Origin of the sequence: Pseudomonas sp. Tri1 (assembly GCF_017968885.1) — a bacterium.
Taxonomy (GTDB): Bacteria; Pseudomonadota; Gammaproteobacteria; order Pseudomonadales; family Pseudomonadaceae; genus Aquipseudomonas.
This window is the reverse complement of sequence record NZ_CP072913.1, coordinates 3,403,880-3,425,728: the sequence shown is the minus strand read 5'-3', so window position 1 is coordinate 3,425,728 and position 21,849 is coordinate 3,403,880. Positions and strand designations below refer to the sequence as shown.

The window sequence follows — 21,849 nt, the reverse complement described above, 5'->3', positions numbered from 1 at the left end:
GCGCTGGTTGCTGTTGCTGCTGCATCATCACGTAGTGGTGGATCACACCTCGCTGGAGCTGATGATCGAGGAGATCGCCTTGATCGAAGGCGCCCGCCAGGCGGACTTGCCGCCACCCACCAGTACCCGCGGCTTGGTGGCCCAGGCGCGACAGGCGCACGTCGTGGCGGCTGCGCGGACATTCTTCAGCGAACAGTTGGGCGACCTGGAGGAACCCACCCTGCCCTTTGCCATCGACCTGGAAACCGATCCGCGCTGGCAGGCGCTGGAACACCGGCAAGCGCTGCCAGCCGAACTGGCGCGGCGCTTGCGCCAACAGGCCAGCGCCCACGGGGTGAGCGCGGCCAGTGTCTGTCACTTGGCCTGGGCGTTGGTCTTGAGTCACCTCAGCGGGCGCGATGACGTGGTCTTCGGCACGGTCCTGTTCGGGCGCCTGCAGGCCGGAGCCCACGCGGACCGGACCGTGGGGCTGTTCATCAACACCTTGCCGTTGCGCGTGCGCCTGGATGACGGTGTGCAGGTAGTGCTGGCCCGGGTGCAGCATGCGTTGAACGGTTTGCTGAGCCACGAGCAGACCCCGCTGGCCTTGGCCCAGCGTTGCAGCGCCATGCCGGCGGGCACCGCGCTGTTCAGCGCGTTGTTCAATTACCGCTACAGCCATGCCGAGCAGGCGAACCTGCGCCAGGCCATGCCGGGAATGAGCTTGTTGCACAGCGAAGAGCGCACCCACTATCCGTTCAACCTGGCGGTGGACGACCTGGGCGAAGGTTTCCAACTGACCGCCCAGACCCACCCCGGACACGCCCCGGCCCGGCTCGTCGGGTTCATGCAACAAGCCTTGGTTGCGTTGGTGGAAGCGCTGGAGCAAGCCGGCGATACCTCCGTGCTGCAATTGTGCGTGCTGCCTGACGAAGAAAAGGCGCAATTGGACCGCCTCAACTCACCGCTCGCCGCGCAGGCCCCCGACGCGACCTTGCAACAACGCTTTGCCGAACAGGCCGCGCGCAGCCCGGACGCCCTGGCGGTCATCGACGAACACCAGGCCCTGAGCTTTCGTCAGCTCAACCAACAGGCCAATCGCCTGGCCCATCATCTGCTCGCGATGGGTATACAGCGCGGCCAGCGCATCGCGGTCTGCCTGGAACGCGAGGCCCATCTGACGATCGCCCTGCTGGCCGTGTGGAAAGCCGGTTGCGCCTATGTACCGCTGGATCCGGACTACCCGGTGACACGCCTGGCTTACATGCTCAGCGACAGCGCCCCGGCCGCCCTGCTTACCCAGGAACACCTGCGCGACCGGCTACCGTCTTTCGACGGCGGACCGTTGCTCAGCCTCGATGCACAATCGCAAGGGCTCGCGGCCTGGCAACAGGCCTGCGCAGATAACCCCGATGGCGCCGCGCTGGGTCAGCAACCCAGCGACCTGGCCTACCTGATCTACACCTCCGGTTCCACCGGACAGCCCAAAGGCGTCATGGTCGAACACCGCTCGGTGCTCAACCTCTGGGCCGGGTTGCGCCAACGCCTGGACGATCTGCCACCCGGCACGCGCTGCTCACTCAACGCCTCGGTCGCCTTCGATGCCTCGGTGCAGCAGCTCTGCCAATGGCTGAGTGGCCACTGCCTGGTACTGGTCCCCAAACGTGTGCGTCTGGATGCCGGCGCCTTGCTCGGCTACCTGAGCGCCCAGCAGGTCACTGTATTCGATTGCACTCCAAGCCAGATGCAGGCCTTGCTCAAGTACCGACAAACGCTGGCAGCGGCCGTACCGTTGCCGCGGCGCATCCTGCTCGGCGGCGAAGCAGTGCCCAGCGAGTTGTGGACGCAGTTGGCCGGCGAGCACGAGGTACGGGTGTTGAACGTCTACGGCCCCACCGAATGCACGGTCGACACCACCAGCGCCTGGCTCGATCACCATTCGCAGCCAAGCCTCGGCCAGCCGCTGCCCAATACCCAGGTGCAGGTGCTCGATGGCCATGGCCGACGCGCGCCGTTGGGGGTGGCAGGGGAAATTCATATTGGTGGCTATGGCGTGGCCCGTGGTTACTGGCAACGCGAGGACCTGACCCGCGAGCGTTTCATTGTCGACCCGTTTACCCGCCAGCCGGGCGCGCGGCTCTATCGCACCGGTGACCTCGGCCGCTGGGAGCTGGATGGCAGCCTCAGCTACTTGGGGCGCACGGACTTTCAAGTGAAGATCCATGGGCACCGCATCGAGCTGGGTGAAATTGAAAGCCACCTACTGGCGCTGCCCGGCGTGCGCCAGGCCGTGGTGGTGGGGCGCGCCGACCGCCATGGCGTGACGCGCCTGGTCGCCTACCTGCAAGGCTCGGCCCTGCCAACCCCGAGCCAGGCACGCACCACCCTCGGTGAACGCTTGCCCGATTACATGCTGCCTAGCGCGTATGTGCGCCTGGACAGCCTGCCGTTGACCGCCAACGGCAAGCTCGACCGCAACGCCCTGCCAGAACCTGACGCCCAGGCCTTTGTGCAAACGAACTATGCAGCCCCCAAGGTGAGGTGGAGATCACTCTGGCGGCGCTCTGGTGCGAGCTGCTGAATGTCGAGCGGGTCGGTCGCCACGACAATTTCTTTGCCCTGGGCGGTCACTCGTTGATCGCCATGAGTCTGGTCGAGCGCATGCGCCAGCAGCGCTTGCGGGTGGATATCAGCCAACTGTTCACCGCCCCGACCCTGGCAGGTCTGGCCGCGGCCACTACCCCTTTGAAGGAGATGCTCCTGTGACTGCGGATCAACTGCTGGCTCTGCTCAAACAACGTGGCGTGACCCTGTCATTGCGTGGCGATCAATTATCGGTGGTGGCCGACGACCAGGTCCTGGCCGACCAGGAGCTGATCGCGCTGCTGCGCAGCCACAAACCGGCACTGATCGAAGCCTTGCGCCAACCTGTCGCACTACCGCCCCTCGAGAGCGGATTGCCCAAGGGAACCACGCACATTACCCCGGCGATGTTCGACCTCTGCCAGCTGGACGAGGCCCAGCTCGCCAGCATCGTCGCCGGCGTACCAGGCGGCGCCGCCAATATCCAGGACATCTACCCACTGGTGCCCTTGCAAGCGGGCATTCTGTTTCATCACCTGCTTCAACAGCGCGGCGACACCTATCTGCTCAACGTGCTGCTGGCCTTCGACGACGAGTCCTGTTTGCGGCGCTTCATGGACGCGCTCAACCAAGCCATCGCCCGCCATGACATCCTGCGCACCGCCTTGGCCTGGGAGGGCCTCGATGAACCGGTGCAGGTGGTCTGGCGCCAGGCGCCGCTGACGCTGGAGCTGATCAACCCCGCCCAGGCCGATGTCGAGGCTGCATTGCGCGCCCACACTGATCCACGGCAGCAGCGTCTGGACCTGCGCCAGGCGCCCTTGATGCGCGCGGTGGCCGCCGAGGACCCACGCGCCGGCCGCTGGCTGTTGCAACTGTTGCACCACCACGCGGTGATGGACCACACCTCGCTGGAACGGCTGGTTCGGGAGGTCGCGGCGATCCAGCAAGGTCGGCTGGCCGAACTGCAGCCACCACAGCCGTTCCGCGATTTCGTACTGCGCGCTCGCCAGGGGCTGAGCGAAGCGCAACATGCCGCGTTCTTCACCGAACTGCTGGGCGATATCGATGAACCCACCGCACCGTGCGGGCTGCTCGACGTACGCGGCGATGGCAGCCAGGTCCAGACCCTGGAGGCACCGCTGGCGATCGATCTGAGTCGCCGGATTCGTCTGCTCGCACGCAACCTCGGCGTCAGTAGCGCCAGTCTGTTGCACTTGGCCTGGGCCCTGGTCCTGGGCAAGACCAGCGGCCGCGACGACGTGGTGTTCGGCACGGTGATGTTCGGTCGTTTGCTCGGCGCCGGCGAAGCCGCGACCGCCATGGGGCTGTTCATCAATACCCTGCCATTGCGGGTGCGCCTGGCGGTGCCGGTGGAACAGGCGCTGCGCGACACCCACGCGCTGCTCAGTCGGTTGATTGCCCACGAGCACGCGCCCCTCGGCCTGGCCCAGCGTTGCAGTGCCTTGCCCAGTGGCACGCCGCTGTTCTCGGCGTTGCTCAACTACCGGCACAGCGCTGCCACCGAGCACGCCCCAATGCTGGCCGGCATGCGCGTACTGGGGGGCGAGGAACGCACCAACTACCCATTCAACTTGTCGGTGGACGATCTGGGCGAAGGTTTTTCGCTGAGCCTGCAAATCGACACCCAGGTCGGTGCCGAACCGGTGCTCGACTGGCTGAACACAGCGCTGCAGAACCTGCTGGAGGCCCTCGAACGGCATCCACAAACCCTGGCGTGCCAGCTTTCGGTGTTGCCTGGTGCGCAACAGGAACGGCTGTTACGCACCTTTAACGCCACCACCCGCGCCCTTCCTGGCCCGGGCTTGCTGCACCTGGCACTGGAGCAACAGGCCGAGCGGCAACCACAAGCCATCGCCGCACGTTTCGAGGCCGCCGATGGCTCGAGTCCGCTGACCTATGGGCAGCTCAATGCCCAGGCCAACCGGTTGGCGCACCGTCTATTGCAGGCCGGGGTCGAGCCCGACAGCCGTGTCGCGATCTGTCTGGAACGCGGCCCGCACCTGCTGATCGCCCTGCTCGGGATTCTCAAGGCCGGCGCCGCCTATGTGCCGTTGGATCCGGCGTATCCCCGGGAACGTTTGCTGCACATGCTCGAAGACAGCGCGCCGCGGGCACTGTTGACACTTCGCGCCCTGCAATCCAGCGTTCCAGCGCCCAGCGGTTGCGAGCTGCTGTGCCTGGACGCCCCCCATACCCAGGCCAGCCTGGCCGAACTCCCCAGCGACAACCCCGACCCAGCTAGCCTGGGTCTGACCAGCGCGCACCTGGCCTACGTGATCTACACCTCGGGGTCCACAGGCACGCCCAAGGGCGTGATGATCGAGCACCGCAACGCCTGCAACTTGCTGAACTGGGCGCTGCACGCATTCGACGCGGTCAGCCTGCGGGACAGCCTGTTTGCCACTTCGATCAACTTCGACCTGGCGGTGTTCGAGTATTTCGTCCCTCTGGCCGTTGGCGCGACCTTGCACGTGGCCCGCAATGCCCTGGCCTTGCTCGACTGCCCGGTGCCGGTGACGCTGATCAACAGCGTGCCTTCGGCGCTTGATGCGCTGGTCGGTGCCCAGGCGATCCCGGCCTCGACGCGTGTGGTCAACCTGGCCGGCGAACCTCTCAAGCAGAGCCTGGTCGAGCAAGTGTTCGCCCACAGCGCGGTGCAGCGGCTGTGCAACCTCTATGGTCCTTCGGAAACCACCACGTATTCGACCTGGGTGTCGATGAGCCGCGAGCAGGGTTTCGTACCCGGTATCGGACGGCCGCTGGACAACACCCACGTGTACATCCTCGATGCCCATCGGCAGTTGGTACCGCTGGGCGTGGTCGGGGAGCTCTATATCGGCGGCGCCGGGGTCGCCCGTGGCTACCTGAATCGGCCAGCACTGAGCGCAGAGCGTTTTCTGGAGGACCCGTTCGCTACCCAGCCCGGCGCGAGGATGTACCGCACCGGAGACCTGGGCCGCTGGACCGCCGAGGGTCAGCTTCTCTACCTGGGGCGCAACGACTTCCAGGTCAAGGTGCGTGGCTATCGCATCGAGCTGGGGGAAATCGAAGCGGCCCTGGGCCGGGTGTCGGGCGTGCAGCACGCCGTGGTGATCGCTCGGGAAGATGTGGCCGGGGACCCACGCCTGGTGGCGTACTGGGTGGCCCAGCCAGGCGTGTCGGTGTCCGAGGTACAACTGCGCGGCGTCCTGGCCGTTGGCCTGCCGGAGTACATGCAGCCCAGCGCTTACGTCGCCTTGTCGGCCTTGCCGCTGACGCCCAATGGCAAGCTTGATCGCAGCGCCCTGCCCGCGCCTGAGCATGGCGCGACCGGGCACTTCGAACCGCCCCAAGGCCCACTGGAAATCCAGTTGGCGGCCATTTGGAGCCGTTTGTTGGGGTTGCCACGGGTCGGTCGGGACGAGCATTTTTTCCAAGCTGGCGGCCATTCGCTGCTGGCAGTGCAGTTGATTTCCCAACTGCGTCAGCAATTGCGGATCGAGCTACCGCTGGCCTGCGTGTTCGACCAGCCAACCCTGCAACGTCAGGCCCAGGCTATCGAAGCCTTGGCCGCGTCCGGACAATACGGTGCGGCGCCCATCCCGGCCGTTGCGCGGCCCGCACGGCTGCCGCTGTCGTTTGCCCAGCAGCGCTTGTGGTTTATCGCCCACCTGGATGCCCAGGCCAGCGCGGCCTACCACATGGCCGGTGGTCTGCATTTGCGCGGAGCGTTACACGAATCGGCATTGCGCGCGGCACTGTCGCGCATCATTGAGCGGCATGAAGCCTTGCGCACCCGTTTCATCTCCGAAGGTGGTGAGCCGGTCCAGGTCATCGACCCACCGCAGGCCTTCGTCATGCCCAACGAAGACCTGCGCGGCCAGCCACAGGCGATATTCCAGGCCCGCTGCGCCGCCGAAGCGCAAGCGCCATTCGACCTGGCGCGCGGCCCGTTGATTCGTGCGCGCCTGTTGCGCCTGGCCGACCAGGAGCACGTCCTGCTGGTCACCTTGCACCACATCGTCGGCGATGCCTGGTCGCTGGGGGTGCTCACCCGCGAACTGACCGAACTGTACCGGGCCTTTGTCCTTGACCAGGCCGACCCGCTGCCGCCGCTGGCCATCCAGTACGCCGACTACGCCCTGTGGCAACGCTCACCGCGCCAGGCGCAACGAATCGCCGAACAACTGGCTTACTGGCGCACCCAGCTCGAAGACGCCCCGCCACTGTTGAACCTGACCTTGGACCGGCCACGTCCGGCGCGCCAGGATTTCACCGGCGCCAGCCTGGAAGTCAGCATCGACGCAGGTTTGGTCCAGTCCATCAAACAGCTGAGCGACCGGCACGGCAGCACCTTGTTCATGACCGTCCTGGCCGCCTGGTCGATCGTGCTGGCGCGGTTGTCCGGGCAGAATGACCTGGTGATCGGCTCGGTGCTGGCGAACCGGACCCGTGTCGAAGTCGAGCCGCTGATCGGCTTTTTCGTCAACACCCAAGCGTTGCGTATACGGCTCGACGAGGTCAGCCAGGTAGCGCAACTGCTCGCCCAGGTGCGACGCACCGCGCTGGACGCCCAGGCCCATCAGGAGGTCGCCTTCGAGCATCTGGTCGAGGCCTTGAATCCAAGCCGTTCGCTGGCCCACAGCCCGATCTTCCAGGTCATGTTCGCCTGGCAGAACGCTCCGCAGCCGAGTCTGGCGCTGGGCGCCCTGGAATTGACGCCGCTGAGCACCGACGAAGACAGCGCCAAATTCGACCTGACCCTGAACCTGCACGAACGCGACGGCGTGATTGGCGGTCGGTTGACCTATGCCACGGCACTGTTCGAGGCCGGCACCGTGCAACGGCATTGGCAGGCCCTGTGTGCCACGTTGCGGGCCATGGTCGACGATGACCAGCAAACCCTCGATGGGCTGTCGATTCTCGGCGCAGCCGAACGCGAACAAGTGCTGCATGCCTTCAATGCCAGCGCCCTCGACTACCCGGCAGACGAGCCGCTGCACGTGTTATTCGCGGCCCAGGTACAGCGTCGACCCGAGGCGACGGCGGTGCAGAATGGCGACCACTCGCTAAGCTATCGTCAGCTCGACCATTACGCCGAACAACTGGCGAACTGGCTGGCCGAACACGGCGTGCAACCGGGTGACCGGGTGGCCCTGTGCCTGGGCCGCGGCCCGCGTCTGGTCGCGACAATCCTGGCGATTTTGAAAAACGGCGCAGCCTACGTGCCCATCGACACGGCCACCCCGCTGGAGCGGCAACGCGTTCTGCTGCACGATTGCGGCAGTGCCTGGTTGCTCACCGACGAACCGCCGTCGACCGTGCTCGACCCGACGGTCCGACACCTGGCCTTGGCAGCTTGGGAAAACACCCTTGCGCAGGGCTCTCTCGCCACGCCGCGCCAGCATCCTTCGGTGTCCGCCGAAGCGACCGCCTACATCATGTACACCTCCGGTTCCACTGGCGCGCCCAAGGGCGTGCAAGTGCCGCACCGTGCGGTTACTCGACTGGTGCGCAACAACGGTTTCGCCGAGTTCAACGCCCAGGACCGGATTGCCCTGGCCGCCAACCCGGCGTTCGATGCCAGCACCCTGGAGATCTGGGGCGCATTGCTCAACGGCGGCTTCCTGGTGGTCTGTCCACGCGACACCCTGCTCGACGCTGCGCGTTTCAATGAACACCTGCTGCACCATGAAGTCAGCGTGCTGTGGCTCACCGCCGGGCTCTTTCATCAGTTCGCCGAACCCTTGGCCCCGGCGTTTCGCAACCTGCGCTACCTGATGGTTGGCGGCGATGTGCTCGACCCTCGACGCATCGCCCAGGTGCTGCGCCATTCGCCGCCCCAACACCTGCTCAATGGCTACGGACCGACCGAAAGCACCACCTTCGCCACCACCCACCGCATCACCCTCGAAGACGCCCTGAACGGTGATATCCCGATTGGCAAACCCATCGGCAACACCCAGGTCTACGTGCTCGACGAGCAGCGTCGTCCGTTGCCCATTGGCGTCGCGGGCGAGCTGTACATTGGCGGTGACGGGTTGGCCCTGGGTTACTTGAACCAGCCGCAACTGAGCGAACAACGCTTCGTGCCCAACCCGTTCCAGCCGGGCTCACGCCTGTATCGCACCGGCGACCTGGCTCGCTGGCGCGCCGACGGTGTGCTGATGTTCCTCGGACGTAACGATTTCCAGGTCAAGATCCGTGGCTTTCGCATTGAGCTGGGCGAGATCGAAGCGCAGCTCAAGGCCTTGCCCGAGGTGAGCGAAGCCGTGGTCCTGGCCGACGCCCAGCAACGTTTGCTGGCCTATTTCACCGCCACCACGACCCAGGAACCGAGCGAGTTGCGTGCGCGCCTGGCCGCCGTGCTGCCGGACTACATGCTGCCAGCGGCCTTCGTCCAGGTGGACAGTTTTGCCCTGACCGTCAACGGCAAACTGGACCGTCGTGCCTTGCCCGAACCCGCTGAAAATCATTTCGCCCAGCAACGCTACGAAGCGCCGCAAGGGCCAGTGGAAACCCGCCTGGCCGAGCTTTGGGGCCAAGTCCTTGGTGTGCCGCGGGTGGGACGCCAGGACAACTTCTTTGCCCTCGGTGGGCACTCGTTGATGGCGGTGCAACTGGTCGAACACATGCGTGCCGAAGGCTGGGCCATTGATGTTCGCACCCTGTTCGGTGCGCCCACGATCGCCGCACTGGCCACAGCGCTGGTGCACCGCGAAACGGCACCGAGTCACGATATCGCTCTGTTGGGAGCGCCCGTGCCGTTGGGCTGCGCCCACATCACGCCTGAGTTGTTGCCGTTGGTGGAGTTGACCCAGACGCAGATCGACCGCATCGTCGCCAGCGTCGAGGGCGGCGCGGCCAATGTGCAGGACATCTATCCCCTGGCGCCGTTGCAGGAAGGCCTGTTCTTTCATTATTTGTTGCAGGACGAAGGCGACACCTACCTGCTGCACACCACCCTGGCTTTCAGCGACGAAGCCCGACTGGACGCTTTTTGCCTGGCGCTGCAACGTGTCATCGCCCGCCACGACATTTTGCGCACCGCCCTGGCCTGGGAAGACCTGGAGCAACCCGTGCAGGTGGTCTGGCGGGAGGCACCGCTGCCCATCGAGATCCTGCGCATTACCGAAGCCGATGCGCTCGCTCAATTGCAGGCCCACACCAATCCCCGGCAGCGGCGCCTGGACATCCGCCAGGCGCCGCTGCTACGGGTGGTGAAGGCGTTCGACGCCGGCCAGCAACGTTGGTTGCTGCAGGTCTTGCACCATCACCTGGTGCTGGACCACACCACCCTGGAACGCATGGTCGAGGAAATAGTGCTGATCCAGCAGGGCCGCGAGGCGCAGTTGCGCGAGCCGGCGCCGTTCCGGACCTTCGTCGGGCACGCCCGGCGCGGCCAGGACAGCGCCCGACAGCTGGCTTTTTTCCAAACCATGCTCGCCGACGTCAGCGAACCCACCGCCCCGTTTGGCCTGCTGGATGTGCAAAATACCGGCGAAATCGACGAGGCCCACGGGTCTTTGGACCCAACGCTGGCGCTCGCCCTGCGCCAGGCGGCGCGGCGTCATCAGGTGAGTGTCGCCAGTCTGTTTCACCTGGCCATGGCGCTGGTGTTGGGCAAGGCCACCGGACGCGCCGACGTGGTATTCGGCACGGTCTTGCTTGGTCGTTTGCAAGGCGTGCAAGGCGCCGACCAGGCGTTGGGGGTTTTCATCAATACCTTACCGCTGCGCATCGGTTTCGCGCAGACCTCGGTAAGCGACAGCCTGCAACGTACCCATCAGGCCTTGCTGGCGTTGCTCGAACATGAGCACGCACCGTTGACCATGGCCCAACGGTGCAGCGGCGTGCCGGCCAGCACGCCGTTGTTTTCCGCGCTGCTGAATTTTCGCTACAGCCTGGAAGACACGCCACACCAAAGTGTCGAGGGCATGCAGGTGTTGAGCAGCGCTGAACGCACCAACTATCCCTTCACCGTTTCGGTGGACGATCTTGGCCAAGGCTTCAGCGTGACTGCGCAAATTGCCGGTTCGGTGGGGGCGCAACGGGTCTGGTCCTTCCTGCACCGTGCCCTCGCCAGCCTGGTCGAAGCCCTGGATCACAACGCGCAACAGCTCGCCCAAACCCTCGACGTCCTGCCGGCGGACGAGCATCAGCGCTTGGCTCGCTTCAACGCCACGCAGCGTACGCAACCCGAACGTGCCTTGCTGCACCAGCACTTCGAAGCACAGGCTCGCTTGACTCCGGAGGCTGAGGCGGTGCGTTGCAAGGGACGCGTGCTCAGCTACGGACAGCTCGACCGCCAGGCCAATCGCCTGGCTCGGCAACTGCAAGCACTGGGTGTCGGGCCCGAGGCACGGGTCGGTGTTCACTTGCGCCGCTGTCCGGAATTGATCGTCGCACTGCTTGCGGTGCTCAAGGCGGGCGGCGCGTACGTTCCGCTGGACCCGGCCTACCCGACTCAACGCCTGGCCTACATGCTCGACGACAGTGCCCCCGTGGCGGTGCTGACGATGGGCGACGCGCCGCTGGGCCTCACCCTCGCCGCTACCTGCCGGCGGCTCAATGTCGACGAGGCGTTGCGCACCGGCGACACGACGCCGTTGGCTGTGGCGTTGGAGGCCAGCCACCTGGCCTACATGATCTACACCTCGGGCTCTACCGGGCAACCCAAGGGGGTGATGATCGAACACCGCAACGCGCGCAACTTCCTCGACTGGGCCCTGCGTAGCTTTAGCGCTGAAACCCTTGCCCACAGTCTGTTCAGCACCTCGATCAACTTCGACTTGTCGGTGTTCGAATGCTTCGCGCCGTTGTCCTGCGGCGGCACCCTCGAACTGGTCGACGACGCCCTTGCCCTGCTCGAGCACCGTCCCGCCCTGAGCCTGCTCAACAGTGTGCCGTCGGCCGTTGACGCCTTGCTGCGCGCCGATGCGCTGCCGGACTCGCTGGGCACCGTCAACCTCGCCGGCGAAGCGCTGCCGCGACACTTGGTCGAGCGGCTGTTTGCCCATGGCGCGGTGCACCAGGTCAACAACCTCTATGGCCCGACCGAGACCACGGTCTATTCGACCTGGGCCTCGATGGACCGCGCGCGCGGCTTTGTCCCGCACATTGGCCGGCCCATCAACAATACTCAGGTGCACGTGTTGGATGACGCGCGGCAACCACTACCGGTGGGCGTGACTGGCGAGTTGTATATCGGCGGGGCCGGCGTGGGGCGTGGCTACCATGGGCGGCCCGAACTGACCCGCGAGCGCTTCCTGCCCGACCCGTTCAGTGCCGAGCCGACGGCGCGGCTGTACCGCACTGGCGACTTGGGTTTCTGGGACGCCGACGGCCAGTTGCATTACCTGGGGCGCAACGATTTCCAGGTCAAGATTCGTGGTTTTCGCATCGAACTGGGGGAAATCGAAGCGGCTCTGCTCGCGCTTCCACACGTGGCCGCCGCAGCAGTGCTGGCGGTCCAGCGTAATGGTCGCGAGCCCGCGCTGGTGGCCTATGCCGTGGCGACGGCGGACGCAGCGCCGTTGACGCCAACGGCGCTGCGCGAGGCCCTGGCGAGCCGCTTGCCGGGGTACATGGTGCCAGCGCTGGTCATACCCCTGGACGCACTGCCCCTGACCCCCAACGGCAAACTCGACCGCGCCGCCTTGCCGGTGCCCGGCGAAGACGCCTGGACCGCCCAGGCTTATGAAGCGCCAAGCGGTGAACAGGAAACGCTCATGGCCGAGATCTGGCGCGACCTGCTGGGCGTCGCCCAGGTGGGGCGTCATGATCATTTCTTCGAACTCGGCGGACACTCGCTGCTGGCGGTGCAATGGGTCTCCCGGGTGCGCCAGCGCCTGGGGCTGGAATTGCCCCTGGCGACCTTGTATACGCACCCGACCGTGGCCGCGCTGGCCAGCGTCATGGGCAATGCGACGCGCAGCGCCCTGGCGCCGATCACGGTGCTGCCGCAGAGCGTTGCGCGCCCCTTGTCGTTTGCCCAGCAACGTCTATGGTTCATCGCCCGCCTGGATGAGCAAGCGAGCGCCGCCTACCACATCAGCGGCGCCCTGCGCCTGGATGGCGAACTGGACGAAGTGGCGCTGCGCAACGCCTTGACGCGCATCGTCGAACGCCACGCCGTACTGCGGACCCGTTTCATCGAGCAGGACGCGGAAGTCCGCCAGGTCATCGACGCGCAGCCGCGCCTGGCGTTCGCCTGCCTGGCGCTGGACGCTAGCGACCCGGCCCGCCTGCAACAAGTCATGGCCAGCGAAGCTGCCCGGCCGTTCTCATTGAGCGAAGGCCCGTTGCTACGGGTGCTGCTGGTGCGGCAGAACCCTTGCTGCCACGTGCTGCACGTGACCCTGCACCACATCATCGCCGACGGCTGGTCCATCGGGGTGCTGATCGACGAACTGTCGACCTTGTACAAAGCGTTCCGCCAGGGCGCGGCGGATCCGCTTCCGGCCTTGGCGATCCAATACGCCGACTATGCCGCCTGGCAACGCGATTGGCTGGCCGGCGAGCGTCGTACCGAGCAGTTGGCCTATTGGCTCGAACACCTGCGCGACGCGCCCGAGCGGGTCGACCTGCCCAGCGATCGTCCACGGCCGCCCCGCCAGGACTTCGCCGGTGCGCGGTTGACGGTCGCGCTCGATGAGCCGACCAGCGCTGCGATCAAGGACCTGAGTCGCCGCCATGGCACGTCGCTGTATATGACCTTGCTGGCGGCCTGGGCGATTGTGGTCGGGCGCCTGGCCGGCCAGGAACGCGTGGTGATCGGCACCCCAGTCGCCAACCGCACACGCAGCGAAGTCGAACCGTTGATTGGCTTTTTCGTCAACACCCAGGCGCTGTGCATCGACCTGTCCGGGCAACCGGACGTCAGCCAGTTGCTGGCCCAGGTGCGTGAGCACGCGCTGCAGGCCCAGGCGCACCAGGACGTGCCGTTCGAGCATGTGGTCGAAGCCCTCAACCCACCTCGCTCGCTGGCACACAGCCCGGTGTTCCAATTGATGTTCGCCTGGCAGAACGCCCCACGCAGCGCGTTGGACCTCGATGGCCTGAGCCTGACCAGTCTGGCCGCCGAGCAGGTCACTGCGCCTTTCGATCTGTCCCTGGAACTCTATGAGGCCGAGGGGCGCATTGTCGGCGGGCTCAACTACGCCACTGCGCTGTTCGATGCCGCCAGCGTGCATCGGCATTGGCGGTACCTGGTCAACGTGCTGCGCCAGCTGTGCGCCGACGACCGCCAACCGCTGGCCCGCCTGTCGTTGGTCGATGCCCAGGAGCGCGAGCACCTGCTGCACGGCCTCAACCCGGCGCCAACCGCCTACCCGCAGGCCGGCTGGGTACACCAGCCGTTCGAGCGCCAGGCGCTGTTGCAGCCCGACGCCATCGCGGTCGAACTGCATGGACGCGGGCTGAGTTACGCTGAGCTCGATCGCCAGGCCAATCACCTGGCCTGGCAGATGATCGAGCTGGGCGCGGGACCCGGCCAACGCGTGGCGATCCATCTGCCGCGCAGCCTGGAGATGGTGTTGGCCATGGTCGCCACCCTCAAGACCGGTGCGGCCTACGTGCCGCTCGACCCGAGTCAGCCCCTCGCCCGCCGACAAGGCATCATCGAGGATTGCCAGCCGTGCCTGCTGCTGTGGGATGCGCAGCGCGTCGAAGCGTTGCAATGCAGCGACCGTTGCACGCCGCTGTCGGTGCGTTTGGCGGCAACGGCGATGCAGGCACCCTCCTCTCCACCGCTCGGGCAACCGAGCCCCGATGACCTGGCCTATGTCATGTACACCTCCGGCTCCACCGGCATGCCCAAGGGGGTCGCCATGGGCCATCTGGCGTTGAGCAACCTGCTGGCCTGGCAGGCCGAACAGCCATTGCCCGGTCCGGCTCGTACCCTGCAATTCGCCGCGCTGGGATTCGATGTCGCGTTTCAGGAGGTTTTCTCCACCCTGGGCAGCGGCGGCACCCTGGTGTTGCTGGACGAAGCCCTGCGCCTGGACCTCGCGAGCCTGCCGCGCTGGCTCGGCCAGGCGCGTATCGAGCGTTTGTTCCTGCCGTATATCGCCCTGGCAGCGATGGCCGACAGCTGGGCCGACGCCCCGCTTGAACTGCCCATGCTGCGCGACGTGATTGTCGCGGGCGAGGCGTTGCGCATCACCGACGCGTTGCGCGAACTGTTCAAGCACCATCCCCGCGCGCGCTTGCATAACCACTATGGCCCGACCGAAACCCATGTGGTGTGTACCCACACCCTGCCCGACGATCCGGACCAATGGCCGGACGTACCGGTGATCGGACGGCCGATTGCCAACACCCAGGTGTGCCTGCTCGATGCCCATGGCCAATGGGTGCCCCAGGGCGCTGTCGGCGAACTGCATGTCACCGGCGTGGCCCTGGCCCAAGGCTACTTGAACCGTCCCGAGCTGACCGCCGAGCGGTTTATCGAGCCGCCGTTCGACTCCACTCCCGGCGCGCGTCTGTACAAGACCGGCGACCTGGCCCGCTGGACCGCAGAAGGGACGCTGCAGTACCTGGGGCGCAATGACTTCCAAGTGAAGATTCGCGGTTATCGGGTTGAACTGGCCGAGGTGGAAAGCCGCCTCGATCAATTGCCTGGGCTGCGCGAATCGGTGGTCGTCGTGCTGCCGGCGGACCACGGCGACCCGCGCCTGGTCGCCTATTTCAGCGCCGAGCAGACCTTGTCGCCGCTGGACCTGCGCAGCCAACTGAGTGAGCGCCTGCCCGAGTACATGTTGCCCAGCGCCTTTGTACAACTGCATGCCCTGCCGCTGACCAGCAATGGCAAGGTCGATCGCCAACGCTTGCCGGCGCCAGCCCCCGAGGCGTTTGCGCAAACGGAATACAGCCAGCCCGAGGGCGAGCTGGAGATGACCCTGGCGGCGATCTGGAGCGAGTTGCTGGGTGTCGCATCGATCGGTCGCGAAGACGATTTCTTCGCCTTGGGCGGACACTCGCTGCTGGCATTGCGGTTGCTCGCACAAGTGCGCCATCGACTGGGCCTGGAAGTACCGCTCTCGGCGGTCTTCGCTCAACCGCGCCTGCACGCGTTGGCGGCAGTGCTGGCCGACGCCGGGCGCAGTCGCTTGGAACCGTTGCAGGAAGCCGACCGCAGCCAGCCCCTGCCACTCTCGTTCGCCCAGCAAAACCTCTGGCTGATCCAGCAACTCAACCCGGACTCGACAGCCGCCTTCAACATGCCGACGGGCTTGCGCCTGCGCGGCAAGCTCGACATCGAGGCGTTGCGCCGCAGCCTGGATCGCATCGTGGCGCGCCACGAAAGTTTGCGGACGCGGTTCGTGAGCCTTGCCGGCCAAGCGCGTCAGGTGATCGACCCACCACGGGCGATGGCCCTGGAGATGCTGGATCTGAGCGCGCCCGGCGCGGCGGATTGGCAGATGCTGTGCGCCGAGGAAGCCGGCCGACCGTTCGACTTGACCTGTCAGTGGCCGATCCGCGCACGCCTGTTGCGCCTGGATGTCGACGATCATGTCGTGCTGGTGACGGTGCATCACCTGGTCTCGGATGGCTGGTCCATGGGCGTACTCACCGACGAGTTCTCCCGTCTCTACCAAGCCTTCAGCCGGGATCAGGTCGATCCCTTGCCGCCGCTGGCGCGCCAGTACGGCGATTACACGCTGTGGCAACGCCAATGGCTGCAGGCGGACGAATTGCAACGCCAACGTGCCTATTGGCAGGCCCACCTGGACGGCGCGCCGACCTGCGTGACCCTGCCGACCGACCGCCCGCGTCCGGCTCGACAGGACTACGCCGGGGCGAGCCTGCCGGTGCGCATCGATGCCGAACTGAGCCACGGGCTCAAGGCCCTCGGACGGCGCCATGGCACCACCTTGTACATGACCTTGCTGGCGGCCTGGGCCGTGGTGGTCAGTCGGCTGTCGGGCCAGGCGGAGGTGGTGATCGGCTCACCTGTCGCCAACCGCAACCGGGTCGAGCTGGAGCCGCTGATCGGCTTCTTCGTGAACTTCCAGGCCCTGCGCATCGACCTGGGCGACGCGCCCCGGGTGAGTGCGCTGCTGGCCCAGGTCAAGGGCCTGGCGCTGGCCGCCCAAGAGCATCAGGACCTGCCGTTCGAGCAAGTGATCGAAGCGCTCAATCCGCCGCGTTCGCTGGCTCATAACGCGATTTTCCAACTGATGCTGGCCTGGCAGAACGCTCCACAGGGCAACCTCGACCTCGGCAACGGACTGCAATTGCACAGCGTTGGCGCGCCGGTCAGCACGGCCAAGTTCGACCTGGCCCTGGATGTCCATGAAGCGGGCGATGTCATCGAGGGTGGCTTCAACTACGCCACCGCGCTGTTCGATGCCGACACCGTGGCCCGTCACTGGCAGGCGCTGTTGGCCGTGCTGCGGGCCATGGTCGACGACGACCGTCGGGCCGTGACCCGCATCGACCTGCTCAGCCAGGCCGAGCGCAAGCAGTTGCTGCATGGCTTCAATCCGGCGCTGGCGCTGGCGGCCCCGAGCGGCGAACGATTGCACCAACGTTTCGAGGCCCAGGTCGCACGTCGTGGGGACGCCGTCGCGCTCCAATACGAGAACCTGACCCTCAGCTACCGGGCGCTCAACGAGCGGGCCAATCGCCTGGCCCATCGCCTGCGCGACCTGGATGTCGGCCCGGACAGCCGCGTGGCGATCCACGCCGAGCGCGGCATCGAAATGCTCATCGGCATACTCGCGGTCCTCAAGGCCGGAGGCGCCTATGTGCCGCTGGACACGGTCTACCCGGCGCAGCGCTTGAACTTCATGCTCGACGACAGTGCGCCACGGGTCCTGCTGACCCTGGCTGCGTTGCCTGAGACGCTGCAGATCCCCGCGTCGTGCGCAGTGGTATCCCTGGACCCGGACACCGGTGAATGGGGGCATTTGTCCAGCATTGACCTGGCAGCCGATCCGCGAGCCAGTGACACGGACCTGGCCTACATCATTTACACCTCGGGCTCGACCGGCGTGCCCAAGGGCGTAATGATCGAGCATCGCGCGGTGATGCGGCTGTTCAGCGCCACCGATGACTGGTTCGGCTTCAACGACCGGGACGTCTGGACCCTGTTCCACTCTTTCGCCTTCGACTTCTCGGTGTGGGAAATCTGGGGTGCGCTGCTGTACGGTGGCCGGTTGGTGGTGGTGCCCTACTTGACCTCGCGCAGCCCGGAAGATTTCTACCACCTGCTGGTGGACGCTGGCGTCACCGTGCTCAACCAGACGCCCAGCGCCTTTTACGCCTGGATGAAACAGACCCGCGCCGAGCCCCATCGGTTGCGCTGTGTCATCTTCGGCGGCGAGGCCCTGGATGCCGCCGCGCTGCGGCCCTGGTTCGAACGGCCGGACAGCCAGGCTACCCGCCTGGTGAACATGTACGGCATCACCGAGACCACTGTGCATGTGACCTACCAGCCGATCGAAGCCACCGACTGCCATGCCCAGGCCGGGCTGGCACCGATTGGCCGGCCCATCCCGGACTTGCGGGTCTACCTGCTCGATGCCCACGGCGAACTGGTACCACGCGGCGTGGTCGGCGAGCTGTATGTCGCCGGCCCAGGCCTGGCGCGCGGCTACCTGAATCAACCGGCGCTCGATGCCGAGCGCTTCCAACCGGCGCGCTTTCTCGGCGGCCAAGGCGAGCGTCTCTACAAGACCGGCGATCTGGCACGCTGGACCGCCGACGGAACCTTGCACTACTTGGGCCGTAATGACCAGCAGGTCAAGGTGCGTGGCTTCCGCATCGAACTGGGCGAAATCGAAGCCCGGCTGAGTGCCCTGGACGGCGTGCGCTCGGCGGTGGTGCTGGCGCGCCAGGACGATCCCGGCGATGCGCGCCTGGTCGCCTATCTGCTGGCCGAGCCGGGCCGGCACCTGGAGCCTGGGCAATTGCGCTCAGCACTGACCGGACAATTGCCAGCGCACATGTTGCCCAGCGCCTATGTGCAGCTGGAGCAATGGCCCTTGACCGCCAACGGCAAACTTGACCGGCGCGCCCTGCCGGCTCCCGATCAGCAAGCCTTGCAACAGCATCCTTATGCGGCGCCACGCGGCACCACGGAAACGCGACTGGCGCAACTCTGGTCGCGACTGCTGGGCATCGAGCAGATCGGTCGTGACGACAACTTCTTCGCCCTGGGCGGGCATTCGTTGCTGCTCGTGCAACTGCTCGACGGCTTGCGCGCGCAGGGAATGGATGTGGCCATCGGCGCCCTGTTCAGCGCTGAAAGCCTCGCCGCGCTGGCCCGCGAGGTCGTTACGCGGGACGTTGCCAGCGTCGCGGCCCAAGGCCTGCTGTGCATTCGCGCCGGTTCGCCGGGGCGCGCGCCGCTGTTTTTCATCCATGAAGGCACGGGCGAGGCGTTGCCGTACGTCCGGCTGGCGCAGCATCTGGACCCGGAACGGGGGATCTATGCCGTGCAGGCCGCCGCCGAACTGGACGACGGCGTCGACAACACGACCTTGGCCAGACGCTACATCGAGCTGCTGCGCACGGTCCAACCGCACGGTCCCTATCAGCTCGCCGGCTGGTCGGCGGGCGGCGTGCTGGCCTATGAAATGGCCCGCCAACTGCTGGGCGAGGATTGCCCGGTAGCGTTCCTCGGGCTGATCGACAGCAGCCAGCCGGGCGCCCTGCGCGCCGCACCGTTGGCGCTGAGCTTCGACGAAGCCGGCCTGCGCCAGCAACTGATCGGGTACTTGGCGCACCACCGGGTCGGCGACAGCGCCGATGACCCTGCCCAAGACACCTGGCATGCCGGGCTCGATCTGGACGCGGTGATCGCTGCGGCCCAGGCACGGGGTTGGCTGCCAGCCGGTTTCGACCGCCAGGAGCTGAGCCGCCGAGCCCGTCTCAACCTGAACCTGCGCAATGCCATGGTTCGCTATCGGCCGGCGCCGCTAGGCCTGCCCGTGCACCTGTTCCGCGCCACATCGGCAGGCCCTGGGGGAAGTGACTCGCGAGATCTGGCAGCCGATTGGCGCGCGCTGCTGGGGGCCGAGCTGGTCGAGCAGCGTATCGAGGGCGATCACTGGTCGATCATGCGCGACCCCGAGCATTTGCAACGGCTGGCGCAGGCCTTGGAGCAGGCGCTGGCGCGAGCCGAGCAGCCCCCTGCCGGTCCGTCGGGCGCGCGCGTCAGCCTGGTCCTGCAAACCGGCGCGCCGAACGCGCCCTGCCTGTTCATGATCCCCGGCGCCGGCGCGAATGTCGCCAGCTTCGTGCCCCTGGTCCGGCAACTGGACCCGCGATTGACGGTGATCGGCCTGCAAGCCCGTGGTTCCGACGGCCAGCGCGAGCCCCATGCCTCGGTGCAGGCTGCGGCCAGCGCTTATGTGCGGGAAATCCGCGCGCAGGTTCCGAACGGTCCCTACTACCTGCTCGGGCACTCATTTGGCGGCTGGCTGGCCTTTGAAGTCGCCCGCCAATTGCACGCTGAGGGTACTGGGGTGGCACCGGTGCTGGTGCTCGACAGTCGCGCGCCTGGCACGCGGTTGGCCAGTGATTCGCGTGGGGCCCTGGCGCACTATGTGGCGTTGCTGGAGATGGAGGCCGGGTGTGAGCTGGGCCTCGACGTCGACAGCCTGGCCAAGCTGGAACCGGACGAGCAATGCGCCCGATTGCTGACGCGCATGCAAGCCGTCGGTTTGATGCCCGCGCAAGCCCGTGCCGATGCGTTGCGCGGTCCTTTGCGGGTGTTTTACGCCAACCTGGCGAAAGACTATCGACCGGCATCGGTCTATCCGGGCCCCGTGGTAGTGTTCAAGGCCGGGCGAGGTCATGGCGAAACCGAGGATGGCTGGGAGGCATTCGCCGGGGACTGTCAGCGCCACGTGCTTGAAGGGTGTGATCACCTGTCGATTCTCAAAGCGCCTGCGGCACGGACCTTGGCCGAGTACCTAAAACACTATTGGCCCGCGCTGGAGGCGTTTCAAACCCATGAAAATTGAGCATTCGGTGCGGCCCTGGGTATGGGCGTGGGCGGGTCAGGTCGTCTCGACCTTGGGGTCGGCCCTTGCAGCCTTCAGCCTGGGCATCTGGTTGTTGCAGCAACACGCCAGTGTGACGGACTACGCCCTGGTCATCGCGCTGTCTGCGTTGCCGGGACTGCTCCTGGCGCCCGTGGCGGGCTGGTTGGTGGACCGCTGCGAGGCGCGGGCGATCCTGCTCGGCGTCGAGGCCGGCAGCGGTTTCGCGGCGCTGATCCTCTGGTGGCTGTTCGAGCAAGGCGAGCTGGAACGGTGGCAGGTGTATGCCTTTGCCGCCGTCAATTCCAGTGGCCAGGTCATGCGCATGCTCACTTGCCAGGCAGCGATCCCGCGAATCTTGAGCAGTGCGCAAGCGATTGGCCGGGCCAACGGCCTGATGCAACTGATGGTCGGCTTGCCGCAACTGATCGCGCCCACCCTGGCGGCCCTGTTGCTGGGCAGTGTTGGAGTTCCTGGATTGTTGTTGCTGGATGTCGGTGCGGTGCTGTTTTCCGCCGGCGTGCTCGGTTGGCTCGCCTGGGTGGCGACGGCGGTGCGCGCCACCGGCCAGGAGCGTGTCGTGGCCGTGGGCGGGTTGGCACCCGTCTTGGCGGTGCTGCGCGGGCGTCCGGCGTTTTGCGCGTTGCTTGCCTACCTGGGCGTCGAGCATTTGATGCTCGGGCTGGCCTCGGTCCTGTTGGCGCCCATGGTTTTGGAACGTTATTCGGTATTGGTGCTGGGCACGCTGATGACCTGCGGCGGCCTGGGCATGCTGGGCGGCTCATTGTGGGTGGTCGCCCGTCCACCACAGCGATTGATCCGCACGGTATTGCTCGCGGACCTGATGCTCGGCGTCAGCATCCTGGGCATAGGTATCAGTACCTCGCCGGTGGTTTTGTATGCGGCGGCATTCGTCGCCTTTGGCTGCTTTTCACTGAGCACCAGCAGCGACCAGAGCTTTTGGCAGCGCAGCCTGCCCAACGCCATCCTCGGTCGGGTACTGTCAGCCCGGCAGATCGTCTGCCTGCTGGCCCTGCCGCTCGGGGCGCTGGGCGCGGGCGCGCTGGCCGACGGTTGGGCGATTCCATTGATGAGCCAAGGCAGCGAGCTGCAAGCCTGGCTGGCCCCCGTGCTCGGTATCGGCAAGGTCGGCGGCTTGAGTTTGCTCTTTGCAGTCGCCGGCCTGCTGTATGTACTGCTGGCCGGCCTGGGATTGACCATCGCACCGTTTCGTCGGCTTGAGCCTGGGTGGGTTGCATCCACCCAGGTCGTGGCCGAACCTGGCTGA

General features: G+C 66.2%; 4 protein-coding genes (1 of these 4 running past the window's edge). All 4 read left to right on the top strand.

What is annotated here, in order from left to right; all coding sequences use genetic code 11:
- Tightly spaced (each overlapping or abutting the next), the 4 genes in view from J9870_RS14530 to J9870_RS14515 form a layout consistent with a single transcriptional unit that may run on beyond the window.
- Positions 1 to 2,560, top strand: partial view of a non-ribosomal peptide synthetase gene (locus tag J9870_RS14530; protein WP_210638718.1) — the end only. It extends 6,863 nt beyond the left edge of the window; the window shows 2,560 of its 9,423 coding nt (coding positions 6,864-9,423); its start codon lies beyond the left edge, outside the window; its stop codon occupies positions 2,558 to 2,560.
- Positions 2,521 to 2,745 (top strand): phosphopantetheine-binding protein, encoded by a 225-nt coding sequence (locus tag J9870_RS14525; RefSeq protein ID WP_210638717.1) that lies wholly within the window; start codon positions 2,521 to 2,523, stop codon positions 2,743 to 2,745. Before J9870_RS14530 ends, J9870_RS14525 begins: the two co-directional genes overlap by 40 nt.
- A complete protein-coding gene (locus J9870_RS14520; RefSeq protein ID WP_210638716.1) occupies positions 2,742 to 20,543 on the top strand; it encodes a non-ribosomal peptide synthetase in 17,802 nt (5,933 codons plus the stop codon). The genes J9870_RS14525 and J9870_RS14520 overlap by 4 nt, the downstream gene beginning before the upstream one ends.
- Entirely contained in the window at positions 20,533 to 21,849 is a 1,317-nt protein-coding gene (locus tag J9870_RS14515) for an MFS transporter (RefSeq protein WP_210638715.1), read from the top strand. Before J9870_RS14520 ends, J9870_RS14515 begins: the two co-directional genes overlap by 11 nt.